We start from the raw sequence: 21,484 nt of genomic DNA, 5'->3' as shown, positions 1-21,484 counted from the left end.
GGGTTCAGGGGTGCAGCGCCGCATCCAGCACCTCCACCCAGTGCCGCACGGGCGTGGTGGTGCCGGACTGCAGATGCTGGATGCAGCCGATGTTGGCCGAGACGATCTCGTCGGCCGCAAGCGGCGCCAGCGCGGCCAGCTTGCGGTCGCGCAGTTGCTTGGACAGCGTCGGTTGCAACACCGAGTAGGTGCCTGCCGAGCCGCAGCACAAATGGCTCTCGGTGGCTGCGCAGCCGATCTCGAAGCCCAGCTCCTTGAAGGCCGCCTCGACACCGCCACGCAACTGCTGGCCGTGCTGCAGCGTGCACGGGGGGTGATAGGCGAGCTTCGGCATCGAGCCCTGCAGCTTTTCTCTGAGCACCGGCACCAGCTCAGGCAGCCACTCGCTCAGGTCGCGCGTGGCCTCGCTGACGCGTTTGGCCTTGTCGGCATAGGCCGGGTCATGGGCCAGCGCGCGGCCGTACTCCTTGACCGTCACGCCGCAGCCCGAGGCGTTCATCACCAGGCCCTCGATCTCGCCCCGCTCCAGCAGCGGCCACCAGGCGTCGACGTTGCGGCGCATGTCCGCAAGGCCGCCTTCGTGGTCGTTCAGGTGCGCGCGGATGGCACCGCAGCAGCCGCTGCCTTTGGCGACCACGCAGCTGATACCCGCCGCATCCAGCACCCGCGCGGTGGCGCTGTTGATGTTGGGCGCCAGCGTCGGCTGCACGCAGCCGGCCAGCAGGCCCAGCTTGCGCCGGTGCGTGACCAGCGGCCAGTCGTGGCTGCCTGCCGGCGCTGGCGGCGGCACCTTGTCTTTGAGACTCGCCGGCACCAGGGGCCGCAGCGCCTGCCCGAGCTTGATGGCCGGCCCAAACAGCGACGAAGTCAAACCCGACTTCAGCAGCCCACGCGCCACGCGCTCGCCCACCGGGCGCGGCACTTGCCGCTCCACCACCTCGCGCCCGATCTCCACCAGCCGCCCGTACTCCACGCCCGATGGGCAGGTGGTCTCGCAGTTGCGGCAGGTCAGGCAGCGGTCCAGATGCAGCTGCGTTTCACGCGTCGCCGGCTGGCCTTCCAGCACCTGCTTGATCTGATAGATGCGGCCGCGCGGACCATCCAGCTCATCGCCCAGCAACTGGTAGGTCGGGCAGGTGGCGGTGCAAAACCCGCAGTGCACACAACGCCGCAGGATGGCCTCGGCCTCGCTGCCTTCGGGCGTGCCGGCAAAGGGGGGGGCGAGGGTGGTTTGCATCAGAGGTCGGGATAGAGCCGGCCCGGGTTGAACAGGCCCTTGGGATCAAAGCTCGCCTTGAGCCGCCGGTGGATGGCCATCAGCGGTGCTGACAGCGGCGTGAAGGCGCCGGGGGCTTTGTCTTGCGCAAAGTAGAGCGTGGCGTGGCCGCCGACGCTGGCGGCGGCTTCGCGCACTTGGTGCGAGGCCAGTGGGGTGCAGACCCAGCGCTGCGCGCCGCCCCATTCGATGAGCTGCTCGCCATGCAGCTTGAGCTCGGGCGCGGTGGCGGGCACGGAGAGGCGCCAGAAGCGCACCAGGCCGGCCTCGTTGGCGAACACGGCGTTGGCGCCGCTGGCAAAGAACTCGTCGCGCTGGTCGCGCAGGCCCAGCCAGAAGGCGCTGGCGGCGGGCTCTGGGATCTCTTCGCCGCCGAGTTGGGCGGCCGTCATCTTGACGGCATTGCTGGCCCCCGCCAGGCGCAGCAGCAGGGCGCCGTCCCACCAGGCGCTGGCCTCGATGGGCAGGGGCTGGCCGCCCCAGGTGTTCATGAGGCGCAGGGCCTCGGTCTGGTCGGCATCGAAGCGCAGGGTCAGCGTGGCGGCGGGCAGGGGCACGACCTTGAGCGTGGCCTCGACGATCAGGCCCAGCACGCCCATCGAGCCCGCCAGCACGCGGCTGACGTCGTAGCCGGCCACGTTCTTCATCACCGTGCCGCCAAAGGACAGCAGCTCGCCGTTGCCGTTCAAGAGCGTGGCACCCAGCAGGTGGTCACGCACGCTCCCCAAGGCCGCGCGGCCGGGGCCCGAGAGGCCGGCCGCCACCATGCCGCCCACGGTGCCCATGCCACCAAAGCGGGGCGGCTCGAAGGCGAGGCGCTGGCGCTGCTGGGCCAGCAGCGCCTCCAGCCCGGCGATGGGCGTGCCGGCCAGCACGCTGACGAAAAGCTCGCTGGGCTCGTAGGCGGTGACGCCGTTGAGGGCTTGGGTGGACAGCAGCTCGCCTTGGGGCTCACCGCCATAAAAGTCTTTGCTGCCGTGGCCGGTGATGCGCAGCGGCGTACCGGCGCTACTCGCCGCCGCGATGGCGTCCTTCAGGGGCTGCAGGGCTTCAGCCAACATTCAAAACCGCTCCAGCTCCGGGAAGGCCAGCAAGCCGCGCTTCACATGCATGCGCCCGTACTCGGCGCAGCGGTGCAGGGTTGGGATGACCTTGCCGGGGTTGAGCAAGCCGGCCGGGTCGAAGGCGCGTTTGACGGCCTCCATCTGCGTGCGCTCCTGCGGGCTGAACTGCACGCACATGGAGCTGAGCTTTTCAATGCCCACGCCGTGCTCGCCCGTGACGGTGCCTCCCAGCTCGACGCTGCGCTCCAGGATGGCGGCGCCGAAGGCCTCGCAGCGGCGCAGCTGGTCGGGGTCGTTGGCGTCGAAGAGGATCAGCGGGTGCAGGTTGCCGTCACCGGCATGGAAGACGTTGGCGCAGCGCAGGCCGAACTCGCCTTCCATGCGCTGGATGTCGAGCAGGATGGTGGCCAGGTGCTTGCGCGGGAGGGTCGAGTCCATGCACATGTAGTCGGGGCTGATGCGGCCCGACGCCGGGAAGGCGTTTTTGCGCCCGCTCCAGAACTTGAGGCGCTGGGCCTCGGACGTGCTCACCTCGATGGCCGTGGCGCCACTCGCGCGCAGCACGGCCTGCATCTTCTCGATCTCCTCGGCCACCTCCTCGGGCGTGCCGTCGCTCTCGCAGAGCAGGATGGCTTCGGCCGTCAGGTCGTAGCCGGCGTGGACGAAGTCCTCGACCGCGGCGGTCATGGGCTTGTCCATCATCTCCAGGCCGGCCGGGATCAGGCCCGCCGCGATCACGGCGGCCACGGCGTCGCCGGCTTTGCGCACGTCATCAAAGCTGGCCATGATGCAGCGCGCGAGTTTGGGCTTGGGGACGAGCTTGACCGTGACTTCGGTGATCACGGCCAGCATGCCCTCGCTGCCCACCACCAGGGCCAGCAGGTCGAGGCCGGCGGCGTCCAGCGCCTCGGAGCCGAACTCAACGGCCTCGCCCTCGGCGGTGAAGCCCTTCACCCGCAGCACGTTGTGCAGCGTGAGGCCGTACTTGAGGCAATGCACGCCGCCCGAGTTCTCGGCCACGTTGCCGCCGATGGTGCAGGCGATCTGGCTGCTGGGGTCGGGCGCGTAATAGAGGCCATGCGGCGCGGCGGCCTCGGAGATGGCGAGGTTGCGCACGCCGCATTGCACGCGAGCGGTTCGTGCCAAGGGGTCCACCGCCAGGATGCGGTTGAACTTGCCCAGCGCCAGGGTCACGCCCTCGGCATGCGGCATCGCGCCGCCCGACAGCCCCGTACCCGCCCCGCGCGCCACCACGGGCACGCCCAACCGATGGCAGGCGCGCAGCACGGCGGCCACTTGTTCGTCGTTCTCGGGCAAGGCCACGGCCAGCGGCCGCTCGCGGTAGGCGGTCAGGCCGTCGCACTCATAGGGCGTGACGGCCTCGGGTGTCCAAAGCAGATGGCCGGCCCCCAGCAGCGGCGAGAGCGCCGCCACCACCTCGCGCTGGCGCGCGGCGCGGTCTGAAGTGGGCGGGGTGGCGGGCATGGCGGGCTGACTTTAGCGCTGGGCCCTGAGAGCTTGCGAACAAATCCTGCGCACCCGCTCGTCCGCCCCGAAACGCCGCCACTCGGCGTTGCAAATGCGCGCCGTAGCCCGAGCTACGGCTGTGCTTTGCGCCTTGATTGGCGCCATTTGGGCCGCCCGCTCGAGCGCGCCGGATTCATTCACAAGCTCTGAGCGTGAGCTGAAAGCTATTGGCCCAGCGTTGCCAGCTTCTGGCGGTCCAGATACTTGTCGAGCCGGCCCATCGAGGCCGCGACGTCCTTGTCGGTCATCAGCTCCTGCATGGCCAATTGACCGAGGGTTTGGAAACCGACTTGAATGGCCATGGGGCCACCGGCCTTGAGGGCGGCCTTGGCCTCGGTGGCGCAAGCATCGCTGAGCAGGCGGGTAAAGAGCTCGCCGGCCGTCTTGCTCGATGCCTCGGCGACGGGGTCAGAGACCGTGGACAGCGGCTTCATGTCGGGGTGCGCGGCCATGGCGGTGAACAGCCACTTGGCCAGGTCTTTGCGATCCTGCCCGGTGCTCTTGGCGCCGACACAGGCAGAGAGGGCTTGCGCCTCCGCTTGCGCGAACGCGGGCAGGGCGGTGGCGAGCAGGGCGGCGAGGAGGACAGATTTCATGGTGGGCGCTGGTTGATTGAGGCGCAGATGGTAGATGCACCATCGGCGATGAGACGCAGCAGAGACGCCCCTCAGCGACACTCGCCCGCGATGCTCAGATTGCTTGTTCAACCTGGCTGGCATGTGGCCAATGAGCCTGCCCAGTCGCTGCCCCTCACCGTGCCCGCCGCCCTGCTGGTGGTGCTGGCCACCGAGGGCGGCTGGCGCACGCGCGAGCAGTTGGCGGCGGTGTTCTGGCCCGAGGCCACGCCGGAGGATGCCCGGCACCACTTGCGCATCAACCTGCACCGTGCACGCAGCATGCTAGCGGCCTGGGGTGCGCCCGAGGGCCTGGAGGCCGAGCGCCACCGCGTGCGGCTGACGGCGCCTTGCGACCTGGTGCCGCTGGACGACACCACCACCGCGCCCCAGCACCCAGGCCCCTGGCTGCAGGGCTGGCATCTGGGCGGCTACGAGGGCTTCCAGGAGTGGCGTATGGCGGCGCAGCGGCGCTTGCTCGACCGCTGGCAACACGCGGCGGTGCAAGCGCCCAGCGCCGCCTCCAGTGCCGCGTTCGGCCCGGCTCGCGCGGCAGCACCAGCCGCAGCAACGTCCGCCCTGCCGGGGCGCGACGCCGAGCTGGCCGCCCTGCAGCGCGCCGCCCACCCGGCCGTGGTGGTGCTGGGCGAGCCGGGTGCGGGCAAGAGCACGCTGCTGGCGGCGGCCTTCCCGGGCAGCCCGGTGCTGCGCGGCCTGCGCGGGCTGGACCGTCTGCCCTACCGCCCCGTGCTCGACGCGCTGCGCCAGCACACCGCCCAGCTGGAGCGCGCGCTCGCCGACCCCTTCAGCCGACTGCGGCCCTACCGGCTGGACCTGGCGCGCCTGATGCCCGAGCTGGCGCCCGACGAGGCCCTGCCGCCGCTGGACGCACTCACTGCCCGCACCCGGCTGACCGAAGCCCTGGTGCGCGCTTTTGAGCAACTCGCGCCCCTGCTGATCGTGGACGACCTGCAGTGGTGTGACGGCGCCACGCTGGAATGGCTGGCCCTGCTGGCGCATGACGGCCGCTTGCGCTGGCGGGCCGCAGCCCGCAGCACCGAGCTGACCGGCGCGCCGCAGGAGCTGGTGTCCGACCTGGAGCTGGCCGGCCGCTTGCAGACCGTGCGCCTGGGGCCCCTGCCGCGCCAGGCCTTGAGCGCGGTCTGCCTCTGGCAGGGTAGCGAATCTGACTGGCCCGACGAGGCCCTGGACCGCCTGCACGTGCTGGGCGGCGGCAACCCCTTTTTGATTGGCGAGCTGGTGCGCCTGCACCGTGAAGCGCTGCTGGAGCCCGGCGGCGACGCCGGGGTGCAAGCTGGCGTGCAGGTCGAGGTGGCGCAGCTGGTGCAGCGCCGCCTGCAAAGCCTGCCCCAGGCGGCGGCCGAGGCGGTGCGCATGGCCGCGATCTTTCAGCAGGACGCGCCGGCCGTGGGCCTGGTGGACGCCGCGCCCGACGCCGCGCGGCAGGCCTGTGAGGCGGCGGCGCAGGCGGGCCTCCTGCGCCCGCTTGGAAGCGGCTATGTGTGCGCGCATGACTTGATCCGCGACGCCGTGCTGGCCGCGCTGGCGGAGCCCGGCGTGCAGGCCCTGCACCGCCGCGCCGCGCTGTGGCTGGCGGCGCAGGAGCACCCGGCGCCGGATGCCCTCGTCATCGCCCACCACTGGGAGCAGGCCGGCGAGGCGCAGACCTGCTTGGCCTGGCTGCATCGCGGTGCCTTGCAGCTCAAGGCGCGCGGCCGCTTTGACGAGGCGCGCGAGCGCTGGCACCGCGTGGCCCAGGCCTCGCTCGACGCCGCTCAAGGCTTGCGCGCGCGACTGGAGCTGGCGGCCTGCGATTTGTTTGACGACCTGGCCCGTGGCGAGGCCGCGCTGCGCGGTGTGCAGGCCCAGCTGCATGCGGTGGCCGACCTGAGCGCGCGCCGCCTGCTGGAAGGCCAGCTCTGCACAGCCCTGGTGGACAACCGCGTATTTGCCGGCGACATCGCCAGCGCCCGCCAGCACGCGGCGCGGCTGCGCGAGCTGCTGCCCGACCTGGGGCCGGCGGCGCAGGTGGAGGCGCACGAGGTGCTGATCGAGCTGGCCATGCGTGAGCCCGACATCCCCGCCGCTTGGGCCAGCCTCGGTGAGGTGCGGCGCCTGGCGCCCCGGCGCCCGTCGCTGCTGAGCTGGGAGGGGCAGATCCATTGGTTTGGCGGTGAGGTGCAGCCGGCGCACGATGCGCTGAGCCGCCTGCTGGCTCTGCACCCCGAGTACTGCAGCGGCATGACGATTGAGAACGACCTGGCCGTGATGCTGCACGCGCTGGGCCGTGTGGACGAAGCGCTGACCATGATCCGCCGCGCGCTGGTGAGCTGGGCCGGCGTGCCGCATGCCGAGGCGCTGTCCCTGCTGGTGCTGGGCGTGATCCTGATCAGCGCTGGAAGGCATGAGGAGTCGGACGAAGCGCTGCAGCGCTCGCTGGCCCTGGCGCGGGCGCAGAACAGCCCGGGCTTCGAGACCGAGGGCCTTGTGCGCCTCGCGCGGCTGCGCCTGGCCCAAGGCCGGCCCGAGGACGCGCGCCAGCTGCTGCGTGAGGCCGCTGCTTTTGTGGCCGAGAGCCCCGAGCCGCTGCGTGTCAGCCACTGGATCTGGGCCGAGACCCTGTGTGCCGAGCGCCTGGGCGAGGCGCTGTCGCCCGCCAGCCGCAGCCGCTTGCAAGCCATGACCGGGCTTAGCCAGCACCCGCTGGTCCACCTGCGCTGGGCACGTGTGCGCTGGGCCTGGGCGCATGCCGCGCAAGACGCTGTTGCCGCCACGGCTGCTGCCGAAGACATGGCCCGCCTGGCCGAGCGCGGCCCGCTGCCCGAGTCTCAGGCCGAGGCCTGGCGCCTGCTCGCCCTCACGGCGGCGGGTGCGGGTGCGGCCACGTCGTTCGAGGCCCGCGCGCAGGCCTTGGCGCTGAAGTGCGGCTTCGCACTCCCGCGCGTACCCGCCGCCTTCAACGCGGCGTGATGGTCAGCACCACGCGCTGGTAGCGCGTGAGCGCGGGGCTGCCCTTGTCGCTAACCTGCAGGATCACATGCGCCGTGGCCGTGGCGCTGACCTCGGGCACCTGGAAGCGGATGCGCGCGAGGTTCTCGGTGCCGAGGTTGAGGGGCTGCTTGAGGCTGCCGGCCTCGGGGTAGACGAACCACAGGAAGCTGAGGCTGTCGCCGTCGGGGTCGGTGCTGGCACTGGCGTCGAGCGTGACCCAGTCGCCACCGCGCACGCTCAGCTCGTTCGGCTGCGCCAGGCGCACCACGGGCGGGTGGTTGGTCTCGGCGGGGCTGTGGGTGGTCCAGCGGATGCGGGCGGCAAAGTCGTTCTGGATGGCCTCGCGCCAGCGCCAGACGGTGACGGAAAAACCGCTGAACTCGCGCTCGCCGGGCTTGACGGCGCGGCCGTGCGTGGCGGGCACGAAGGGGCGGTAGCGGTCGACGGCATTGCTCCAGATGGGGCGCGTCTCGGGCTCGATGGGCACGCCGCCGGTGAAGCCGTTGGGGTCAGTGTCCTCACGGCGCGGGATATAGCGCTCGTAGCGGCCACCCCAGCCGCCCCAGTCCGGGTGTTCGGGGGCGTTCAGCCCGTTGGGGATGAGGCCGAGGAAGGACGGCGTGTCGCCCTCCATGCCATAGGCCACGTCGGGGTAGCGCGCGCCCAGCGGGCCGTGGCCTTGCTGGATGTGGCGGGCCAGCCAGGCGTTGCTCACCACCTCGTTGTCAATGCCTTCGACGGCCTGGTTGATGCCGCCCCAAGTGGCATTGGCATAGCCGCCAGGACTAACGATGTAGAACAGCTCGGGGAACTCGCGGCGCAGCCAGGCGCCGGTGTCGTCCTGGTCGGAGATGGTGTAGACGCGCAGCCGCTTCACGGCCTGGGCCACGGCCTCGGGGGCTTGAGTGCGGCGCAGCGTGTGCAGGGCCTGCGCCAGGGTGTTGGCGCCGCCCCAGACGGGCACCCACAACGGGCGCGGGTCGGGCCGCAGCAGCTCGCGCAGCAGCAGGGCCGAGCCGGCGCTGTCGCGGCCCTCGCCAATGGCTTGCAGGCCGTAGCCGGGCTGGCCGGCAGCCACAAGGCTTTGCAGCTGTTGGGCGTCGGGGTAGGCGCGGTCGTGCTGGCGCAGCCGGGGCAGCACCTGGCCATAGGCCTCGATCACGCGGCGGATGGACTCGGGGTGCACGCCCGTCTTCATGTGCACCGAGGTGGTGGCAACGAGGCCGCGCAGGTCGAGCTCGTTGGCGTAGAGCATCAGTCGGACGAGGGACTGCGTGTCGTCGGGCTCGTTTTCGACGTCGGTGAGGATGAAGACGCGCGGCTTGATGGCGGGCGCGGTGGGCGCGGCGTGAGCGGCCAGGGCGCTGAGGCCCAGGGTGAGCAGCAAGGCTAGCCGCACGCCAACCGTGCGCAGGGAGAAGGGGCGTGATGGCATGGCGTGGGCGAGGTGATGGGGTGGCTGGTGGGCTACTTGGCGCCGGTGAGCAGCGCGTCGAGGCTCTTGGCGTCCAGCACGGTGTTGTTGGCGCGGTCGAGCAGGCCGCCAGTGTCCCAGTAGAAGGGGTTGAGCCCCAGCGCGCGGGCCTTGGTCGTCACGTATTGCAGGTAGTAGGCGCGGCTCTCCAGGTGGAGCTTGAGGGCGTCGCCTGTGAGATTGCTGCGCGTCTGGGCGCCGTACTCGCCCACGATCAGCGGGATGCCCTTGTCCACGAACTGGGCCTTCATCAGCGCGAGGAACTGGTCCACGGTGTCTTCCTCGCCCCAGGTGGGGTTGTGGGCCGTGTCGGTCGCGGAGCGGTAGTTCTTGCCCCAGTAGTAGAACTGGTTGCCCCAGCTCTCGTCCTTGGTCATGCCGGTGAAGTTCCAGGGCGTGTAGTAGTGGATCTCGGCCATCAGCTTGTTCGGCACCGTGTCGGTGGGCAGGGCCGTCATCAGCTTGTTGGTCAGCTCGACGTCGGTGCTCGGGCCTTGCACCACCAGCACGCGGTGGGCGTTGCGGCCGCCGGTGGCGCGCACGGCGTCCACAAAGGTCTGGTGGTAGCTGGCCAGCACGGCCATCTCTTCCGCCGTCTTGACGTTGGGCTCGTTGGCGCTGGCGAACATCAGGCGGCTGTCGAAGTCTCGCAGCGCGGTGGCAATCTGCTGCCAGAAGGCCTTTTGCTTGGCGTTGTTGGCCGCTTGCTTGGCGGGGGTGACGTTGTTCTCCAGCCAGCCGCCGTCCCAGTGGATGTTGAGCACGATGTAGAGGTCGGCATCGATGCAGTACTGCACCACCTCCTTCACGCGCGCCAGCCAGGCGGCGTCGATCTTGGCGGTGGTGGCGTCGGCGTATTGGTCCCACGAGGCGGGCAGGCGCACGGCGTTGAAGCCCGAGTCCTTCACGAACTTCACGAAGCTGCGCGTGATCTTGGGGTTGCCCCAGGCGGTCTCGCTCTTGCCCGGCGTGGCTTCGAGCGTGTTGCCGATGTTGAGGCCGATGCGGATCTTGGCGGCGATCTGCGTGGCCGTCTCGCCCATGCCATTGGGGTCGGCCACCAGGGCCTGGGTGTTGTAGTCGGGGTAGGGGCTGGCCGGAGCGGGGGCCGGCGCAGGCGCTGGAGCGGGGGCCGGCGCAGGCGCTGGAGCGGGGGCCGGTGCGGGCGCGGGCGCGGGCGCGGGTGCGGGGGCCGGGGCCGGGGCGGGCGCAGGTGCGGCACTGGCGCCTCCGCCTCCGCCACCACCGCCGCAGCCCACATTCAGGGCGAGCAAGGACAGCAGGGCGGAGCGACGGGCGATGCGTTTCATGGACGGCAGGGACGGCAATACAGCGGGGCCGCCATGCTGCCGAAACGGGCCCGGTCGCTGAAGCGAAGCTTCCCTGACTTACGGCGCCGTCGCCGTCACATCAATGGTTGTGGCGCGGTGTGGTCTTGCCGATTTGCCGGTACTTCAAGGCTTCTTCAATCACGGCGCCGCGATTGAGCTGGCCCACGGTCTTGCGGTACAGCTCCTGCCAGGGGCTTTGCGAGGCGGGCACGGGGAAGGGTGGTAGCGCGGCCTTGCGGCGGGCGATCTCGGCCTCGTCAACCAGCGCATCGCAGCGGCCGGTGTTGAGGTCGATGCGGACGCGGTCGCCGGTCTGCAGCCAGGCCAGGCCACCGCCCGCAGCAGCCTCGGGGGCGGCGTTGAGGATGGAGGGGCTGTCGGAGGTGCCGGACTGGCGGCCATCACCCAGCGTGGGCAGGCTCATCACGCCGCGTTGCAGGAGCGCATCGGGCGGCTGCATGTTGACGACCTCAGCCGAGCCGGGCCAGCCCAGCGGGCCGGCGCCGCGCATCACGAGCAGGCAGTCCTCGTCGATGGCGAGCTGCGGGTCGTTGCGGCGGGCGTGGTAGTCGTCGGGGCTCTCGAAGACGATGGCGCGCGACTCGAACACGCCTTCGCGGCCCGGCTGTTCCAGATAGCGGTGGCGGAAGTCGTCGCCGATCACGCTGGTCTTCATGATGGCGAAGTCGAACAGATTGCCCGTCAGCACCATGAAGCCGGCATTGCTGCGCAGCGGCTCGGCCACGGTGGTGATGACCTCGCGGTCCACGCTCACCCGGCCGGCAATCGACTCGGCCACGCTGCGGCCGGTGACGGTCTTGGCACTGCCGTCCAGCATGCTGGCGGCCAGCAGCTCGGCCTGCACGGCCGGCACGCCGCCAGCGCGGTGGAAGCGCTCACCCAGGTATTTGCCGGCGGGCTGGCAGTTGACGATCAAGGGCGTGGGGTAGACGGCGCGCCAGTCGTCGGCCGTGATGTCGAGCCCCGCATGCCGGGCCATGGCCACGAGGTGGGGCTGGGCATTGGTGCTGCCGCCAATCGCGGCGACCACGGCCATCGCATTGCGGAAGGACGCGGGGCTGAGGATGTCGGAGGGCTTCAAGTCCTCATAGGCCATCTCGACGATGCGGCGGCCGGTCTCGTAGGCCATCTGGGCGCGCTCGCGGTAAGGAGCCGGGATGGCCGCACAGCCGGGCAGCGACAGGCCCAGGGCCTCGGCCACGGCGTTCATGGTAGAGGCCGTGCCCATGGTGTTGCAGTGGCCGGCTGAAGGCGCTGACGCGCAGGCCATGTCGTAGAACTGCTCTTCGTTGATCTCGCCGGCCGCGAGCTTGCGGCGGGCCTGCCAGATGATGGTGCCGGAGCCGACGAGCTGGCCTTCATGCCAGCCGTCGAGCATGGGGCCGCCCGAGAGCACGATGGCCGGGATGTCCACGGTGCTGGCGGCCATGATGCCGCTGGGGGTGGTCTTGTCGCAGCCGGTGGTCAGCACCACGGCGTCAATGGGGTAGCCGTGCAGGATCTCGACCAGGCCCAGGTAGGCCAGGTTGCGGTCGATGGCGGCGGTGGGGCGCCGGCAGTTCTCAAAGATCGGGTGCGTGGGGAACTCGATGCAGATGCCGCCCGCGTCGCGGATGCCTTCGCGCGTGCGCTTGGCCAGCTCCAGGTGGATGCGGTTGCAGGGGTTGAGGTCGGAGCCCGACTGGGCGAAACCGATGATGGGCCGCCCGGAGCGCAGCTCCTGGGGCGTGAGCCCATAGTTCATGAACCGTTCGAGGTAAAGCGCGGCGAGGTCGATGTGCTCAGGCGCATCGAACCACTCCTGTGAACGGAAGCGGCCGCGGGCCGGCTTGCGTTGGGAATCAGACACCTAGGTCTCCGGGAGCGAGGGGGCGTGAGTGGGGCTTAAGTGCGCGATTGTGGCGCCACTCGACACATTCTCTGATAGCGCTATCCCGATAACTTCTTTGCCGCAGCCCGTGCCGGCTTCTTGGCGGCGGCCGGGCGGCTGCCTGCGGCCAGGCCTTTGTTCAGGTTGCCCACGACATTGCCCACCACAGCGCCGGGCACGGCGGCAGCCTTGCGCAAGGTGTCGCCCGCCGCGTCCATGCCCTGCTTGACGAGGTTGCCGGCCAGGCTCTTGGCGGCATCGGCGGCACTGTCCTTCATGGCGGAGGCGGCCAGTTGCGCAAACTGCTGGGAGAGCGCCGTCCACCACAGCGTGGGGTCCACGGCAGGGTTGGGGGCGGCTGGGCTGGCGGCGGGCGGCACCACGGCCTTGGCGGCTTTTGGCTTGGGAATCGCCTTGCGCGCCACCTTGGCGGCAGCCTGCTTGGCCACCTTGGCGGCCGCGCCGGTGGCCGCGCTGGCTGCGGCCTTGCCCACCGGCATGGCGGCGGCGGCCATCTGGCTGGCGGCCTGCGTCGCGGCCTGCGTGGCGGCGTTCAGCATCTCGGCCGGCAGGCCTGGCCAGTTGGGCGTCTCGGGCAGCTTGAGCGTGTTCTGCAGCTCGGCCAGCGGCACGTTCATGGTCTTGAGGGTGGACAGCGTCATGCGCTGCACCTCAAGGGCCTGGATGGTGGTGGCCAGCAGGCGGGCGTTTTGCTCCAGCCAGTACTGCACGGTGCGCAGCTCGCTGATGCGCTTTTCAAGCTCTTCGGGGTTGAGTGTGGGTGCGACCCACTGGCCGATGCCGGGCAGGGCCTGCCCCGCGTTCTTGACCAGGCCCTGCAGGAAGTCGAAGCCCGGGACGAACTTGGCGAAGTTGGGCAGTTCGGTCATGGCGCTTTCCTCGGGGCGGATGGAGCTTCAATCCTAGCGGGGACCACTTGTTCGATGTGGAAGCCTTGGGCCCTGAGTAGCCGGGGCAGGGCCTGGGCGCCGGTCATATGCAGGGCGCCCACGGCGATCAGCAGGCGCTGGCCGCTGCCGTGCAGCTTGCTGATGCGCTCGGCCAGGGCGGGGTTGCGCTCGTCGTTGATGCGGCGCAGCCAGGCGCGCTCCTGCGGGGTGTCGGCGCAGCGGCACCAGCGCGGGTAGTCGGCCAGCAGGGCGAGGTCGCTGCGCGCCCAGGCGGCGGCCAGGCGCTGCAGGGGTTCGCGTTGGCGGCCGGACTCCAGATCGCGCAGGCCATCGGCCAGCACGGCGCGGGCCTGGGCGGGGTCGTCGGGTTCGATGGCGTCGAGCTGCTCGCTGACGGTCTCGAGCGCGTGCACGGGGCGGCCCTCCTGGCGTGCGCGGGCCAGCAGCAGCACGTCCTGGCCGTAGCCGGTGTCGAGCCCGACGCGGCGGGCATCCAGCAGGGTCAGCGTGGCCAACTGCATCACGGGCGGCAGGCTTTGCAGCACGCCCTCGGGCAGGCACTGGCGCTGCGCCTGTGCGGCCAGGCGGCGGCTGAGGGCGGGGTCGGGGGCGGACGGTGCGGGCTTGGCGGTCTCGGCCAGCGCGGGCATCACGTCCTGTGGGTCCAGCTCCACAGCGAGGGCCTCGGTCTCGGCCCAGGCGGCTTGCAGGCGTGGCCCGGGCGCGCTCCACTCGGGGCGGCCCACGTGCAGGCTGCCATAGAGGTAGGAGCTGCGGCCGTCGCGCGTCAGGCGCCACAGGGGGCCGCGGTCGGTGGCGTTGCTGGCCCAGGCCTGCTGCTGTTCAGCCGTGGGGACGACGCTCGCGGGTGGGCAGTCGGGCGGTGCGGCGGCCGCCACCAGCGGGGCGGCCAGCATCAGCCAACTGGTGAGCGTGCAAAGCAGGAGTCGGGTCATCGAGGGTCGAGGCGCAGTTCGCCGTCGCGTTGGCTGAAGTTGAGGCGGCCCAGCACGTCCATGCCCAGCAGCGGGGCGCCAAGCTGGGGCAACAGCATCACCGGCCAGCGCTCCACGTGGGGGCCGCCGTCGAGGCGGATGTCGGCCACCGCCGCCTGGCCGGCGGCCACACCGCCGGCGGTGTGGGTGCGCAGCTCGCCGCGCGCTTGCACTCCGGCGCGTTCGGCCAGCGCCGTGGGCAGCGCGGTGTTGCTGGCGCCGGTGTCGACAAGGAAGTCCACCGCCACGCCGTTGACGCGACCAGGCCAGTGGAAGTGGCCGTCAGGCGCGCGCTTGAGCACCACGCTGCGGCCCTCAAAGCGGAATCGGCTGGCGCTCTGGGCCTGCTCCCAGGCCTGGAAGGCGAGGAAGACGGCGCCGCCGATCAGCAACCAAATGGTGAGCAGCTTGAGCGAGCGCGGCAGTTCGGACGGGGCAGCCATGGGCTGACGATAACCGCCCGCCATCGTCACCATTCCTTACCAAGCAGCACGGCCCGGTCACCCCTGAGAAATGTTCCGCAGCGAACAATGAACACCCCGCCCGCTGCCCTCGCCGGAGCCTGTCATGTTGACTCGCCGATTGAGCTTTCTTCCCTTGCTGCTGGCCCTGGCCGGCGGCGCCCAGGCCCAGGCCGTCGCTCAGGCCCAGGGCCTGACCGATGGTGATGCGCGCCGCTTCCTGGCCCAGGCCAGCTTCGGGCCGACGGCTGCCGATGTCACGGCCCTGACCCAGATGGGCCGCCAGGGCTGGGTGCAAAAGCAGTTCACGCTCAGTGGCTCCGACTACGTGGCGCCCTATGTGGACCCGGACTCCAGCAAGGGCTGCCCGACCGGATCGCCCGAGACCTGCAAGCGCGACAACTACTCGCTCTTCCCCGTCCAGCTGCAGTTCTTCCAGAACGCACTTTCCCAGCCCGACCAGCTGCGCCAACGCACGGCCCTGGCGCTGAGCCAGATCCTGGTCGTCTCGGGCAACACCATCAAGCTGCCCAATGCGATGGCCAACTACCAGCGCATCTTCTTGCGCAACGCCTTCGGCAACTACCGCGACATCCTCAAGGAGGTGACGCTCAGCCCGGCGATGGGCCGCTACCTCAACATGGCCAACAACGCCAAGGCCAACCCGGCCAAGGGCATCGAGCCCAACGAGAACTACGCCCGCGAGGTGCTGCAGCTGTTCTCCATCGGCCTGTGGGAGCTGAGCCTCGATGGCACGACAAAGACATCCACAAGGATGACCACCACGGGGCTTATCACGGGCCCCATCCCGGCCTACGACCAGGACACCGTCGAAGGCTTTGCTCACGCCTTCACCGGCTGGACCTACGCGCCCCGCCCGGGCGCCACCAAGAGCCGCTTCGGCAACCCGTCCTACTACGACGCGCCAATGATCGCCTTCGAGGAGCAGCACGACACGGGCACCAAGAAGCTGCTCTCCGGCGTGGTCCTGCCGGGCGGGCAGCGGGCGGCGGCCGACCTGGATGCCGCCATCACCAACATCTTCAACCACCCCAATGTCGGCCCTTTCATCGGCCGCCAGCTGATCCAGCAGCTTGTCACCGCCAACCCCAGCCCGGCCTATGTGGCGCGCGTGGCCTCTGCCTTCAATGCCAGCCCGCGCGGCGACATGAAGCGCGTGCTGATGGCCATCCTCACCGACCCGGAGGCCAGCACCCCCACCGACCCGAGCCGCTTTGGCAAGCTGCGCGAGCCCATCGTCCAGATGACCCACCTGCTGCGCAGCATGGGCGCCAAGAGCGACGGCCTGTGGCCGATGAAGCAGATGAGCAGCCTCTCGCAGCCCGTCTTCAGCCCGCCGAGCGTGTTCAGCTTCTTCCCGCCCGACTACGACCTGCCGGTGGACCCGAGCCTCGATGGCCCGGCCTTCGGCGTGTTCAACGCCAGCAGCGCCTTCAAGCTCAGCAGCGTGTTCTCGACCGCGCTCAGCGGCAAGCCCATCGCGCCCGACACCAGCATCCCCAACGCCATTGGCACCAGCATCGACCTCACCCCCTGGGTCACGCTTGCGGTCCAGCCGGCCAGCCTGGTGGCCGAGATCAAGCGGGTGATGTTTGGTGGCCGCATGAGCGTCGCGCTCGAGTCCGCGCTGCTGCGCGCCGCGCAGATCTCGCCGGTCAGCAAACCCCTGGAGCGCGCCAAGGCGGCGCTCTTCCTGGCCGCGATGTCGCCCGAATACCTGGTGGAGAACTGAAATGCTGAATCGACGTCATCTGCTTGCACATGCCGCCGGTCTGGCTGGCACCGGGCTGCTGCCTGCACACGCCCTGGCGGCGCCGCTCTCGGGCAGCGACTACCGGGCCCTGGTCTGCGTTTTCTTCTACGGTGGCAACGACGGCAACAACATGGTCGTGCCCATGGACGCAGCCGGCTATGCCGCCTATGCCAAGGCACGTGGCACCGCCGGCACTGGCGGCCTCACGCTGGACCAAGGCACGCTGGCTCCGCTGGGCAGCAGCCAGCTCGGGCTGCATGCGGCGCTGGCCCCGCTGGCCGACGTGTTCAACCAAGGCCACCTCGCCGTGCAGCTGAACGTGGGCACCTTGGTCAAGCCCATCACCAAGGCGGCGATGCAGACCACGCCCAGCAACCTCTTCTCACACAGCGACCAGCAGGAGCAATGGCAGCGCGGCCAGTCCTTCCCCGGCAACAGCATGCCCTCGGTCACCGGCTGGGGCGGGCGCGTGGCCGACCTGCAGCCCGGCGGCGTCGTGCCCATGGCGCTCTCGGTTGCGGGCAACAACGTCTTCATGTCCGGTGTGGCCTCGCAGGGCCTGTCGGTCGGCACCGGCAACAGCTTTGCCATCAAGGGCTTTGGCAACACCTCCACCAGTCCGCTGTACTCGCTCTACCAAAGCCTGCTCACGCAGCCCTATGCCAACGCCGAGGAGCGCGCAGCCGCCAGCGTGATGAACCAGGCCATCAAGGCCAGCACCGCGCTCAACACCGCGCTGTCGATGAACAGCAGCCTCTCGGGGCTGTTCAGCGGCTTGAACGGCAGCCTCGCGCAGCAGCTCTTCACCGTGGCCAAGCTGATCGAGGGGCGCGGCAACATCGGCGTGCAGCGCCAGCTCTTCTTCGTCAGCATGGGCGGCTTTGACACCCACAACGACCAGCTCAACCAGCAGAACCAGCTCTTCGGCGAGATCGGCCCAGCCTTCAAGGCCTTCCACGATGCGATGCAGCAGCTCGGTGTTGGCAATGCGGTCACCACCTTCACCGCCAGCGACTTTGCTCGCACGCTGCAGCCCGCATCCGGTGGCGGCACCGACCACGCCTGGGGCAACCATCAGTTCGTGATGGGCGGTGCGGTCAAGGGCGGCGTCTATGGCCGCATGCCGCAGCTGGTGCTGGGGGGGCCTGACGATGCCTCGTCCGAAGGCCGCTGGATCCCGACCACCTCGGTCGACCAGATGAGCGCCACCTTGGCCAGTTGGTTTGGGGTGGGCGCAGGGGATCTGGGCGCGATGTTCCCGAACCTGGCGAACTTCAGCGTGAAGAACGTGGGTTACTTTGGCTAGACCGAACGCTTGGAGTCGGTGACCGTGGCCGCGAACCGGTCACGGCGACCCGGTGGCGGACACCTGTTCGCGGGAGTCGGAAAACCTGCCACACCCCCAAGGACTGCTGAGCGCGTTGCGGTGTCGGTCCTTTTAAATCAACGACTTAAGTTGTTGGCCCGATCTTTGCTGAGAGTGCGCCGTCATTCTTACGGAGATAGCTCCAATGTCGATCTCAAAAAAACTAGTCACGCTGTGCGCATCGCTGGTTGTTGCAGCCGCAGCGCAAGCCGCCCCGGTCATTGATCAGAACGCGTCTACGCACAACACCTACATGGCGGGCTTTGCCCAGACAGATCTGGCTCAATCGTTCAAGCAGACGGCCTCCGACATTTCCGGTGCCGGCATCCTGCTGCAGGCTGGGATTGGCTCCTCGGACAACGTCACGATCAGCCTTTACGACAAGCTGCCGACTGATGGCGGCCAACTCCTTGCCTCGGGCAGCGCCGCCGGCACCGCCGGTAGCTGGGTCGATGTTTTCTGGGCGGACGTGGCCATCTCCGCCAACACCACCTACTACTTGGTGTTCTCTGGAAATCGCACTCTCGGTATTGCAGGCGATACCAACAATCCGTACAGCCAAGGGCAGGTGTATGCCAACCAGGGCTACCAGTCGTTCCCGGGTTTTGACTACACCTTCCGCACCTACTCGGATGACGGTGCTGACAACGGGCATGTGCCGGAGCCGGCAAGCCTGGCCCTTGTCAGCGGTGCCTTGATGGGTGCCGGCTTCGCCGCTCGCAAGCGCAAGCAAGCCAAGTAAGCTCACCTGAACGCTTCGATCCCTGGCGGATCGTTCGAAACCGGCCCTGGAGGCCGGTTTCGTTCTTTTGGGGCAGCCGCTGAGGAAAGCCGCAGGTCTCGCCACCCAAGCATTTCTTCAAATCAACTGCCTCGTGCTGCTAAAGCAGCACCAGCAACACAAACCCCAGCACCCCGCCCACAGCAGCCACCAAGGCCGGCAAGTCAGCACGCGCGAGATGGGGCATGGCGAGCCTCATGCCTTCAGCAACTGCTGCCCCAGCCCGCCGCCTGACGGCAGGCCAGGGAAGACGGCCGCCAACCCCGCGTCGCTCAGCCCCAGATGGCGCTGCAGCACGGGAGCCAGCACATGGCGGAAGTCGGTCACCACGGCCAGGTCGCGGCCATCGGCGAGCGCAGCGGGGTCGAGCCCCGGCCATTCGCCGTAGACCTTTCGGCCGGCCACCGGGCCGCCCAGCAGCCACATCACGTTGCCGCGGCCATGGTCGGTGCCGCCGGTGCCGTTCTGGCGCACGGTGCGGCCAAACTCGCTGGCCACGACGATGACCGTGTCGCGCAGGCTATCGCCCAGGCCATCGGCCAGTGCGGCCAGGCCTTGGCCCAACGCGCCGAGCTTGTTGGCCAACTGGCCCTGCGCGGCGCCTTGGTTGACGTGGGTGTCCCAGCCGCCCACGGCGGTGAAGGCGAGCTGGGTGTGCGGGTCGTGCTGGATCAGCTGGCCCAGGCGCCGGGCGTCGGCAGCAAAGCTGCGCGCCGAAGGCGCACCGGCGTCGGCCGTGGGGTCGCCCATACCGCGCGCCATGGCGCTTTGGTGCTCGGCACTGGCCATGCTGCGTGACATCTCGCGGCGGCCTTCGACGGTCTCGCGGTAGGTGCCCGCCAGCTGCGCGTCGCCTTCGTAGAGCTTGGCCAGCGCGCCTTGCACGCGCGGCTCGTCGATGGCGCGGCGCTGCGCGGCCTGGGGCCCGAGGCCGAGCGACGCGACGCTGGCGGGGCCGGCAAAGATGCGGGGCGGCGTGTTGCCTTGGCTGATGGCGCGGGTGGGGCTGGGCTCGCCGGGCAGTGCGGTCAGCAGGCGGTTCATCCAGCCATCGGGCGTGGACTTGCGGCCCGGCGTGCCGGACTCGAAGTAATCCTGCGCGTCAAAGTGCGAGCGCGTTGGGTCGGGCGAGCCGCTGGCGTGCACGAAGGCGAGTTGCCCGCCTTCGTAGTGCCGGTGCAGGGGCGCGAGCGCCGGGTGCAGGCCAAAGAGGCTGTCGAGCTGGAGCAGGGCGTCGTCCGCCGTGCCCGGCGCCTTGAGCGCCAGCTGCGGGCGGCTGGCGGCGTAGCGCGCGTCGCCATAGGGTGCGACGACGGAGAGGCCGTCCACCGCGCCGCGCAGCATCACGACGACGAGCTTGCGCGCAGGCTGCTCGGGGGCGGCGCGCAGCGACAAGGGCAGGCCCGCCAGTGTGGTGGCCCCGAAGTGCAGGATGTGGCGGCGTAGCAGGCTCATCGCTTCATGAAGTCAGGGCTGGCCAGCAGCAGCGCGGCTTGGGCTGCGGGGGCCTCGGTGCGCACGGCATCGCGCGTGCGTTCGCTGATCAAGGGGCCGAGCGTGGCCAGCAGGGCATCGCTTGATCGGCCTTGTGCCAGGCGGGTGGCCCACTGCACGCGCTGGGTCAGGGCCTCGGGGTTGCGCCAGGCGGCGGCGGTGTTCTTGTAGCCGTCGGGTGTGACGGCACCGTAGAGCGGTTGGCCAGCCTGTTGCAGCAGATTGAGGGCTTGCTGCGTCGGGAGCATCGGGGCGCCAACGGCACGCAGGCTGGAGAGCAGGTGCTGGTAGGGCGTCTTGAACTTGGCCTGGAAGGCCTCGGGGCTCCAGAACTCGGGGCTTTGGATCAAGCTGCGGGTCACGGCGCGCAGGTCGCCGTCGGTGGCGAGGAAGCGTTCGGCCAGGCGTTGCACGAGGGCGGGGGGCGGTTCGTCGGCCACAAAGGCCTGGGCCAGCTTGAAGCTGACGAAGCGTGCGGTGGACGGGTGGCGCGCGAGCACGTCGAGCGCGTGTTCGCCTTCTTGCTGGCCCCGGCCGCGCAATGTTTCGCCCAGCCAGGTCTTGGGGCCGTGGTCGTGGCGGCGCGAGTCGAAATCAAAGAGTTCGTCGCCGTGGCTGCGTGGCTTGAGGCCCCAGCCGGTCAGGATGCGGGCCAGCTCGGTCACGTCGCGCTGGGTGTAGCCGCCTTCGACGCCGAGCGTGTGCAGCTCCATCAGCTCGCGGGCGTAGTTTTCATTGAGGCCGCGCGGGGCGCCGTCCCCGCCACGCGGCTTGAAACCCGGCGCCACGCTCTGCGCGTTGTCCAGGTAGAGCAGCATGGCCGGGTGTTTGGCCGTGGCGCCCAGCAGGTCGCGGAAGCGCCCAAGCACGTGCGGGCGGATGGCGCGGGCTTCGTAGTCGGCCACCAGCACGCCCACCGGCCCTTTGCCGGCGAAGACATTGAAGTGGTTGAACCAGAACTCCACCAGCACCTCTTCGAGCTGGTTGGGCGAGCCGTGGGCGCGCAGCAAGCGTGCGGTGGCGGCTTGCAGCTCCAGGGGGCGAATCTGTTCGCGCACCGGGTTCATGGCAGGCCGGGCGGCGGAGCTGCTCGCTGGGTTTTGTGCCATCTCGCGCTGGGTCTCGCGGCGCTGGCGCGTGGCCTCGCGGTAGCGGGTCAGCAGTTCGCCCTGGCTGAGTCTCAGCACCTCCAGGTCCGACAGTTGTTGGCTGAAGGTGGCGGGCAGCGGGGCAGGCTCGGGCTGAAGCTGGGCCTTGAGCCAGCGGGCCAACCAGGCGTCGGGGCCCAGCTCGTGGAGGGCGGCGGCGTCCTGCGGCGTGGGGCCATAGGCCAGGCGTTGCAGCGCGTGGTGGGCGCGCTGGTCGGCAGTAAGTTCGGCAGTAAGTTCGGCGTTGAGGGGAGCGGGCGAGGCGGCGCGCGCAGACCGCAGCCCCTTGGCTGCACAGGCAGCCATCACCGTGGCGGTCAGCAGGTGGCGTCGGTCGAGGGGCATGGGTGGCGCGTCAGGACGAG

Annotated in this window: 16 protein-coding genes; 4 read left to right on the top strand and 12 right to left on the bottom strand. The window is 69.9% G+C overall.

Annotated elements, in window-relative coordinates:
• Window positions 1-4: 4 nt before the first annotated feature.
• The 4 genes from glcF to ABDJ85_RS19010 form a co-directional block, all read right to left on the bottom strand.
• Window positions 5-1,237 carry a glycolate oxidase subunit GlcF gene (gene glcF, locus ABDJ85_RS19025; RefSeq protein ID WP_347706386.1) on the bottom strand — a complete coding sequence of 411 codons (1,233 nt, stop codon included), beginning with the start codon at window positions 1,235-1,237 and terminating at the stop codon, window positions 5-7.
• Window positions 1,237-2,337, bottom strand: coding sequence for a glycolate oxidase subunit GlcE (gene glcE, locus ABDJ85_RS19020; protein ID WP_347706385.1), 1,101 nt, complete (start codon window positions 2,335-2,337; stop codon window positions 1,237-1,239). Before glcE ends, glcF begins: the two co-directional genes overlap by 1 nt.
• Window positions 2,338-3,825, bottom strand: a complete 1,488-nt coding sequence (locus ABDJ85_RS19015; RefSeq protein WP_347706384.1) for an FAD-linked oxidase C-terminal domain-containing protein — start codon at window positions 3,823-3,825, stop codon at window positions 2,338-2,340.
• Window positions 3,826-4,031: 206 nt separating this feature from the next.
• Window positions 4,032-4,463, bottom strand: coding sequence for a hypothetical protein (locus ABDJ85_RS19010; RefSeq protein WP_347706383.1), 432 nt, complete (start codon window positions 4,461-4,463; stop codon window positions 4,032-4,034).
• A 90-nt stretch (window positions 4,464-4,553) separates the two neighbouring features.
• Between ABDJ85_RS19010 and ABDJ85_RS19005 the strand changes: the two genes are divergently transcribed.
• Window positions 4,554-7,472, top strand: coding sequence for an AAA family ATPase (locus ABDJ85_RS19005; RefSeq protein WP_347706382.1), 2,919 nt, complete (start codon window positions 4,554-4,556; stop codon window positions 7,470-7,472).
• On the opposite strand, the gene ABDJ85_RS19000 is transcribed toward ABDJ85_RS19005, so the two are convergent.
• The 6 genes from ABDJ85_RS19000 to ABDJ85_RS18975 form a co-directional block, all read right to left on the bottom strand.
• On the bottom strand, window positions 7,459-8,928 hold the full coding sequence (locus ABDJ85_RS19000; RefSeq protein WP_347706381.1) for a DUF1593 domain-containing protein: 1,470 nt from the start codon (window positions 8,926-8,928) through the stop codon (window positions 7,459-7,461). The two genes, ABDJ85_RS19005 and ABDJ85_RS19000, sit on opposite strands and share 14 nt — an antisense overlap.
• A gap of 32 nt (window positions 8,929-8,960) precedes the next feature.
• Window positions 8,961-10,277, bottom strand: coding sequence for a glycoside hydrolase family 5 protein (locus tag ABDJ85_RS18995; RefSeq protein WP_347706380.1), 1,317 nt, complete (start codon window positions 10,275-10,277; stop codon window positions 8,961-8,963).
• A gap of 100 nt (window positions 10,278-10,377) precedes the next feature.
• Entirely contained in the window at window positions 10,378-12,168 is a 1,791-nt protein-coding gene (locus ABDJ85_RS18990) for an IlvD/Edd family dehydratase (RefSeq protein WP_347706379.1), read from the bottom strand.
• Between the two features lie 80 nt (window positions 12,169-12,248).
• Window positions 12,249-13,079: a PhaM family polyhydroxyalkanoate granule multifunctional regulatory protein gene (locus ABDJ85_RS18985; protein ID WP_347706378.1), complete on the bottom strand. Its 831-nt coding sequence runs from the start codon at window positions 13,077-13,079 to the stop codon at window positions 12,249-12,251.
• Window positions 13,076-14,056: a TraB/GumN family protein gene (locus ABDJ85_RS18980; RefSeq protein ID WP_347706377.1), complete on the bottom strand. Its 981-nt coding sequence runs from the start codon at window positions 14,054-14,056 to the stop codon at window positions 13,076-13,078. Before ABDJ85_RS18980 ends, ABDJ85_RS18985 begins: the two co-directional genes overlap by 4 nt.
• Complete coding sequence (locus tag ABDJ85_RS18975) at window positions 14,053-14,538, bottom strand: retropepsin-like aspartic protease family protein (RefSeq protein WP_347706376.1); 486 nt, start codon at window positions 14,536-14,538, stop codon at window positions 14,053-14,055. Before ABDJ85_RS18975 ends, ABDJ85_RS18980 begins: the two co-directional genes overlap by 4 nt.
• Window positions 14,539-14,662: 124 nt before the next feature.
• On the opposite strand from ABDJ85_RS18975, the gene ABDJ85_RS18970 reads away from it, so the two are divergent.
• The 3 genes from ABDJ85_RS18970 to ABDJ85_RS18960 all read left to right on the top strand — a co-directional run bounded on the left by ABDJ85_RS18970 (window position 14,663) and on the right by ABDJ85_RS18960 (window position 18,438).
• Complete coding sequence (locus tag ABDJ85_RS18970) at window positions 14,663-16,309, top strand: DUF1800 domain-containing protein (RefSeq protein WP_347706375.1); 1,647 nt, start codon at window positions 14,663-14,665, stop codon at window positions 16,307-16,309.
• A gap of 1 nt (window position 16,310) precedes the next feature.
• A complete protein-coding gene (locus ABDJ85_RS18965) occupies window positions 16,311-17,636 on the top strand; it encodes a DUF1501 domain-containing protein (RefSeq protein ID WP_347706374.1) in 1,326 nt (441 codons plus the stop codon).
• A 205-nt stretch (window positions 17,637-17,841) separates the two neighbouring features.
• A complete protein-coding gene (locus ABDJ85_RS18960) occupies window positions 17,842-18,438 on the top strand; it encodes a PEP-CTERM sorting domain-containing protein (protein ID WP_347706373.1) in 597 nt (198 codons plus the stop codon).
• A gap of 234 nt (window positions 18,439-18,672) precedes the next feature.
• On the opposite strand, the gene ABDJ85_RS18955 is transcribed toward ABDJ85_RS18960, so the two are convergent.
• Window positions 18,673-19,932: a DUF1501 domain-containing protein gene (locus tag ABDJ85_RS18955; RefSeq protein ID WP_347706372.1), complete on the bottom strand. Its 1,260-nt coding sequence runs from the start codon at window positions 19,930-19,932 to the stop codon at window positions 18,673-18,675.
• Entirely contained in the window at window positions 19,929-21,464 is a 1,536-nt protein-coding gene (locus ABDJ85_RS18950) for a DUF1800 domain-containing protein (RefSeq protein ID WP_347706371.1), read from the bottom strand. The genes ABDJ85_RS18955 and ABDJ85_RS18950 overlap by 4 nt, the downstream gene beginning before the upstream one ends.
• Window positions 21,465-21,484 lie beyond the last annotated feature (20 nt).

This window comes from Roseateles paludis, assembly GCF_039872745.1.
GTDB lineage: Bacteria > Pseudomonadota > Gammaproteobacteria > Burkholderiales > Burkholderiaceae_C > Pelomonas > Pelomonas paludis.
This window is presented reverse-complemented; position numbering and strand designations above follow the sequence as displayed.

Bases quoted from the DNA above. Each gene is read 5' to 3' on its own strand.
- ABDJ85_RS18950 (WP_347706371.1), bottom strand. From the start codon at position 21,464: ATGCCCCTCGACCGACGCCACCTGCTGACCGCCACGGTGATGGCTGCC.
- ABDJ85_RS19000 (WP_347706381.1), bottom strand. From the start codon at position 8,928: ATGCCATCACGCCCCTTCTCCCTGCGCACGGTTGGCGTGCGGCTAGCC.
- glcF (WP_347706386.1), bottom strand. From the start codon at position 1,237: ATGCAAACCACCCTCGCCCCCCCCTTTGCCGGCACGCCCGAAGGCAGC.
- ABDJ85_RS18985 (WP_347706378.1), bottom strand. From the start codon at position 13,079: ATGACCGAACTGCCCAACTTCGCCAAGTTCGTCCCGGGCTTCGACTTC.
- ABDJ85_RS18955 (WP_347706372.1), bottom strand. From the start codon at position 19,932: ATGAGCCTGCTACGCCGCCACATCCTGCACTTCGGGGCCACCACACTG.
- glcE (WP_347706385.1), bottom strand. From the start codon at position 2,337: ATGTTGGCTGAAGCCCTGCAGCCCCTGAAGGACGCCATCGCGGCGGCG.
- ABDJ85_RS19015 (WP_347706384.1), bottom strand. From the start codon at position 3,825: ATGCCCGCCACCCCGCCCACTTCAGACCGCGCCGCGCGCCAGCGCGAG.
- ABDJ85_RS18975 (WP_347706376.1), bottom strand. From the start codon at position 14,538: ATGGCTGCCCCGTCCGAACTGCCGCGCTCGCTCAAGCTGCTCACCATT.
- ABDJ85_RS19005 (WP_347706382.1), top strand. From the start codon at position 4,554: ATGCTCAGATTGCTTGTTCAACCTGGCTGGCATGTGGCCAATGAGCCT.
- ABDJ85_RS18960 (WP_347706373.1), top strand. From the start codon at position 17,842: ATGTCGATCTCAAAAAAACTAGTCACGCTGTGCGCATCGCTGGTTGTT.
- ABDJ85_RS18970 (WP_347706375.1), top strand. From the start codon at position 14,663: ATGTTGACTCGCCGATTGAGCTTTCTTCCCTTGCTGCTGGCCCTGGCC.
- ABDJ85_RS18980 (WP_347706377.1), bottom strand. From the start codon at position 14,056: ATGACCCGACTCCTGCTTTGCACGCTCACCAGTTGGCTGATGCTGGCC.
- ABDJ85_RS19010 (WP_347706383.1), bottom strand. From the start codon at position 4,463: ATGAAATCTGTCCTCCTCGCCGCCCTGCTCGCCACCGCCCTGCCCGCG.
- ABDJ85_RS18965 (WP_347706374.1), top strand. From the start codon at position 16,311: ATGCTGAATCGACGTCATCTGCTTGCACATGCCGCCGGTCTGGCTGGC.
- ABDJ85_RS18995 (WP_347706380.1), bottom strand. From the start codon at position 10,277: ATGAAACGCATCGCCCGTCGCTCCGCCCTGCTGTCCTTGCTCGCCCTG.